The following is a 5,698-nucleotide window of genomic DNA, read 5'->3' as shown; positions in this document are numbered from 1 at the left end:
AGGTTATTAATCATTTTGAATAGTAATTGAATTACTTATCTATAGTGCCAAATCTTTACTACATAGTGTCAAATAGTATATTGAGTTTAGAAGAATGATGAACTAAGTTTACATTGTGAGAAGTATCAAATTATTAATACTTAGTGCCAGATAGTGTATTGAGTTTGACTTCAGGGTTTACTATGTTTACGATATTAAAATGAATCAATATTAGGTATGAAAATTAAGGTTTTATTTCTGATTATAGCATTTAGCTTTTATGGGCTAAGTGCTTGTGCTCAATCATCTAATAAATCTCAGGAAGTATGGATAGCTACCGTTTCTCAACATGGGTTAAAAGCTAATACTCCTGCCGAAATGAATGAAAAATTATTGGATATTATCGAAGAGATAGTCCCAATGAATCCCGATATTGTTGTTTTACCCGAAGTAGCTGCCTTTGCAGGATTACCAAAGCGTCCGCCGCTTGCCGAATCAGCAGAATTACCATACGGACCAATTACAAAACCTTATGCCGAATATGCTAAGCGAAACAAGTGTTATGTAATTATCCCAACTTATACCAAGGATAAAGAAGGACGTTTTTATAATTCTTCTGTATTATTCGACCGTGAAGGAGAATATGTAGGAGAGTATAGAAAAATATATCCTACAGTGTCTGAAATGGAGAGAGGTATAACTCCAGGGCCATTGAATCCTCCGGTTTTTGAAACTGATTTTGGTACTATAGCCATGCAGATCTGTTTTGATAATGAGTTTGTTGACGGATGGCGAAAATTAGAGTATAGCGATGTTGATATAGTATTCTTTTCATCCGCATATTCGGGAGGAAGAAAACTAAACTCTGTAGCAACTTTATTTAATTACAATATTGTAAGCAGTACCCGAAAAAATGGAGCACGTATTATTGATAAAGCAGGTAATGATGTGATTTCTACAGGTACATGGGCTCCACACTGGGTTTGTGCTCCTATAAATCTAAATCAGGTTGTAGTATCGGCTTGGCCCGGATTTCTTAAGTTTTCCGAAATACAAAAAAAATACGGTAAGAAGGTGAAAATCACAAATCATCATCTCGAAGAATTTACGATTATAGAAAGTCTTGATCCTAAACTAAAAGCTTCGGATGTGTTAAAAGAATTTGGATTGGAAAGCCGACAGGAATACCTTATAAGGGTTGAAGAAATTCAAAATAAAAGAAGAGTAGAATAGATATTAAATAAGAATAACAAATAGCTAAATACAATTAATAATGAAAAGAATCAGTTTATACATGCTTGCGTTTATCGGAGTTATTCTGATGGGTGCATGTAGTTCTGAAAGTAAAAGTGGTGCAGATAAAGACCTTTATCAGGGCTTTGTAAAAATTCCACATGAGGCAAAACCAACTGCGTATTACATTTTGCCAAATGGTTATATGAACAAAGAGTTCATGCAAAAAGAGTTGGAAGAATATTCTGCAAATGGTATAGGAGGACTTTTGGTATTCGATATCGGTATGTTGGGGGCAAAAGAAACTTTACCTCCACAGGGTTCAGAATTTATGAGCGATGAATGGCTTGAGAATTTCAAGTATTTAGTACATAAAGCCGACGAACTTGGAATGTCAGTTGAAATGGCAGGAGTAAGTAGTTGGGATATGGGAGGATCGTGGACTCCACCAGAAGAGGCTGTGTTAGCTTTGTTCCAAACAAGTACAACTGTACAAGGGCCAAAGAAAATTAAGCAAGAATTGGCTTATCCAGAGTTGCCTGCAAAAGCAATACTTGATGAGAATGGAAAACCTGTTGTGTCTCAGGAAATTGCAGTTTTGGCTATTCCTGTAAAAAAACGTCAGCAAGCTTATGAGTTTGTTTACAAACTTGATACTAAACCTGCATTACACAATGTAGAGTATGTAGTTCTTGCAAATTCAGATAAAACAAATAAAGAAATTGCAGGTGGTGCAAAAATCTATACTAAAGACTTCGAAGTTCAGGTAAGTACTACCGATAAAAATAATTCAAGCTTTAAAACAGCATATAAAGGTTCGTTAAAAGCTAATACAAAAGAGCAGAAGTTTAATATGCCTGCCGGTACAAAAGCTAAATATGTACGTTTAAGAATTCTTAGCGGATATAACAAAAAAGCCGGTTATGTACAGTTAGAGCAATTCCGTGTACACAATAGTACAGAAGAAAGAAGTTTGATTGACCGTGCTTATAATGGTCGTTCAGGCGGAGGAATGGAAGTTAGTGTGAATTCTCAATTGGGAGCTGAGAAGAACTGGAGAGCTAAAAACTTAAATATATTAATGAGCGAAAGAACAGGCGAAGTTGGCGAAAGCTGGATTTCGAACGGGAAACAACCTGTACTTATCGAAGATGTTAATGATGTTCAGATTATTACAGATAAGCTTGATGCTAACGGTGTTCTTACATGGGATGTTCCTGAAGGAGAATGGGAGATTATCCGTTATGTAATGTCTAACACAGGTGAAAGATTAAAAATTCCTAACCCTGTTTCTGACGGTTATGCTACCGATCACCTTAGTGCAAAAGCTACTAAGAATCACATTAACTACATGACTGAGCGTTTGGAGAAGAAATTCGGAGATTTAAATATCTCTTCAGTTGATAACTTCTACCTGCCAAGTTACGAGGTTGTAGGTTTACTTTGGACTTACGACTTAGTTGAGCAATTTAAAAACTACAGAAAATACGATTTAATTAAGTATTTACCGGCTCTTAACGGTTATGTAATTAAAGACGAAGAAACAACAGACCGTTTTATGTATGATTTCGATCGTACTATGGGCGATTTGTTAATAGATGCTTTCTATATCACGGCTAACGAAACTGCACACGAACGCGGAATGGCTATTAAAGCTGAAGCTGCAGGTCCTGGAGCTCCAATTCACAAAGTACCGGTTGAGGCACTTAGTGCAATGAACTCTATCGATCAAATGCAAGGTGAATTTTGGCCTTGGCGCGAAAATTGGGATGGACTTTGGGTAGTTAAAGAAACTGCTTGTGCATCTCACATTTATGGAGAAGATAAAATTGTCCACATGGAGTCGTTTACAGGATTCCGTCACTGGCAAGATGGACCGGTTGATTTAAAACCATCGGCCGACAGAGCTTTCTGTGAAGGTATGAACCATATTGTATGGCACATGGCAGAGCACACTCCACCCGAAGGAGGTATGCCGGGTTGGGCTTATCACGCGGGTCAGCACTTAAGTGTAAATCTTGCATGGTGGAACCAGGCTAAACCTTGGATGGAATACCTTGGTCGTACATCATATATGCTTCAACAAGGTAAATTTGTTGGCGATATAGTTTACTACTACGGAAATAAAGGAGCTAATTTTGTTCAGCCAAAATATACTTATAGCGATTTCGAAGGCTATGATTTTGATGTAACAAACCTCGATGTGTTACTTAACCGCATGGATGTAAAAGATGGAAATATTGTACTTCCTGATGGATTGAGCTACGAGGTATTAGTATTACCTGCACAAAACAATATTACTCTATCTGCTATTAAAAAAGTAAAAGAGTTAGTAAGCAAAGGAGCTACTGTAATTGGCGAAAGACCTTCAAGAGCTACAGGATTACTCGATGCTGCTAAAAACGATGCAGAAGTACAAAAACTTGCTGCAGAGCTTTGGGGTAGTATTGATGGAAAATCTGTTACCGAAAACAAAGTAGGTAAAGGACGTGTTATCTTCGGAAAAGAAGTTAAACAAGTACTTGCCGAAATGGGTGTTACTCAGGATTTCTCATATTTGAAAGAATCAAAACAAGGAAAAGCTGTTGAGTTGGATTATATTCACCGTCGTACTGCTAACGAAGAAATATACTTTGTACGTAATGCAAAAGACGAGAAAATGACTGTGAAAGCTAATTTCCGTGTGCAAAATGCTACTCCTGAATTGTGGAATCCTTCTACAGGCGAAAGAACTCCGGTGTTGGCTTACAGTGTTTTTGATAAAGGAATAACTATCGATATGGATTTAGATAAATTTGAATCTGTATTTGTTGTTTTCACTAAAGGAAAAGCTGATTATGTGAATTCTTTAAAAGGAAATGCAGTAGTAAGATCTGTAAAGGGATCAACTGTAACTGTTGAAGCATTTAAAAATGAAAAAGTAAGTGTTGTAACATCTGCTGATAAAACTATTTCGGTTGATGTAGCAAATGTACCGGCTATTGATGATGTTACCGGTGAGTGGACAATGGAATTCCTTCCTACAAGAGGAAAAACTTACGGAGGACCTGCACAGGCAATAAAGTCGGAGTTGAAATCATATACTGATTTTGACCAAGCAGATGTTAAATATTTCTCAGGAGAGGTTAAATATACTAACGCAGTAACTGTTGATGCATCTAAATTGGCAAATGGAAACAAAGTTTATTTAGATATGGGCGACCTTTGGTTGTCGGGTGATGTTACTGTAAATGGACAGTATGTTGGTAACGTATGGAAAGCACCTTACGTAATCGAAGTTACTGATAAGGTTAAAGCCGGAGAAAATACTTTCGAAATTGTTATTGCCAATACATGGGCTAACCGTATGATAGGAGATACTAAGTTGCCAAAAGATAAAAGATATACCAGATCAAATATCGATGGTCATGAAACAAGTGAGGCTATTCCTTTCGAGGATTTGGAACCACGTAAATCAGGTTTATTTGGACCTGTGAAATTGGTTTATTCGACATCTGTTGAAATAAAATAATGTATAGAATATTAATGAAAAAGCCACTAATTCGCGAATTAGTGGCTTTTTTTATAAGCTACTGCCAAAACATGAAGCGATAATATCATTTTGTGTATTGTAATAGAAAGCTACATCCTTTTATTTTGTATTAGAAACAAGAGTATAAGGATTATAATAATATTATCTTTTTTACCAGAAAGAACAACAAAATGAATTACGGAAATACAAATGTAATATTGAGCAACAACGTAACAGAGCTCGGAGAAAAAGCAGCATCAGATGTGGCAGGAAAAATGAGAGAACTTTTATCTGAAAAAGAGCAGATAAATATGGTTTTTTCATCGGCCGAAAGTCAACTTAGTTTTTTTACATCACTGGCAGCAGAAAAAGAAATCGATTGGAAACGTGTAGTTTGTTTCAATGTAGATGACTTTCATGATGTAAGAATGCCGGCTTATTATACTTGTGGATTCCTTACTCAAAATATGCTGTATGATAAGGTTTTACCTAAAACTGTAAACCTTATTAATTACAGAGCAAAAGATCCTTATCAGGAAGCTGAACGTTTTAGTGATTTACTGGTAGGTGCAGGAGAAATAGATATTATGTGTTTAGGTATTGGAGAGTCAGGACACCTTGCATTAAACGAGCCTTTCGATACCGATTTCAATGAAAAAAAATTAGTAAAAGTGGTGGATGTAGCAGCTGAATCTAAAGCTCAATTAATGAATGATCCTCATTTTAGAAGCCTTGGATACATTCCTGAGATAGGAATAACCATGACTACCACAGCAATGCAATCGGCTAATAATGTGTATACAATGGTTCCATTAGAGAATAAGCAGTCGGTTTTAAAACGCCTGTTTCAAATAGATGAACCAACTAATGAACTACCTGCTTCAATACTATTGAAAATTGAAGGTAATTTATATTTGGATAAAGACTCTTGTCCTTCTGAGCTTGCATCGGAGTTTTAAAGTCCAAAGTCTAAAG

Annotated in this window: 3 protein-coding genes; all 3 read left to right on the top strand. The window is 36.2% G+C overall.

The window, feature by feature from the left end; translation table 11 throughout:
* The first annotated feature begins 216 nt into the window (after positions 1-216).
* The 3 genes from ABFR62_12715 (at position 217) to ABFR62_12705 (ending at position 5,682) form a co-directional block, all read left to right on the top strand.
* The gene (locus ABFR62_12715; protein ID MEN8139285.1) at positions 217-1,212 is read left to right on the top strand and encodes a carbon-nitrogen hydrolase family protein; all 996 of its coding nucleotides are present in this window, start codon (positions 217-219) and stop codon (positions 1,210-1,212) included.
* A gap of 40 nt (positions 1,213-1,252) precedes the next feature.
* Positions 1,253-4,723, top strand: coding sequence for a glycosyl hydrolase (locus ABFR62_12710; protein MEN8139284.1), 3,471 nt, complete (start codon positions 1,253-1,255; stop codon positions 4,721-4,723).
* 191 nt (positions 4,724-4,914) lie between these two features.
* Positions 4,915-5,682: a 6-phosphogluconolactonase gene (locus tag ABFR62_12705; protein MEN8139283.1), complete on the top strand. Its 768-nt coding sequence runs from the start codon at positions 4,915-4,917 to the stop codon at positions 5,680-5,682.
* Positions 5,683-5,698 lie beyond the last annotated feature (16 nt).

The sequence above is a fragment of the Bacteroidota bacterium genome, assembly GCA_039714315.1.
GTDB lineage: Bacteria > Bacteroidota > Bacteroidia > Flavobacteriales > JADGDT01 > JADGDT01.
Note: the sequence above shows the minus strand (reverse complement) of the source record. Positions and strands in the feature narration are given on the sequence as shown.

Coding starts and splice junctions, on each gene's coding strand:
- ABFR62_12710 (MEN8139284.1), top strand. CDS start 1,253: ATGAAAAGAATCAGTTTATACATGCTTGCGTTTATCGGAGTTATTCTG.
- ABFR62_12705 (MEN8139283.1), top strand. CDS start 4,915: ATGAATTACGGAAATACAAATGTAATATTGAGCAACAACGTAACAGAG.
- ABFR62_12715 (MEN8139285.1), top strand. CDS start 217: ATGAAAATTAAGGTTTTATTTCTGATTATAGCATTTAGCTTTTATGGG.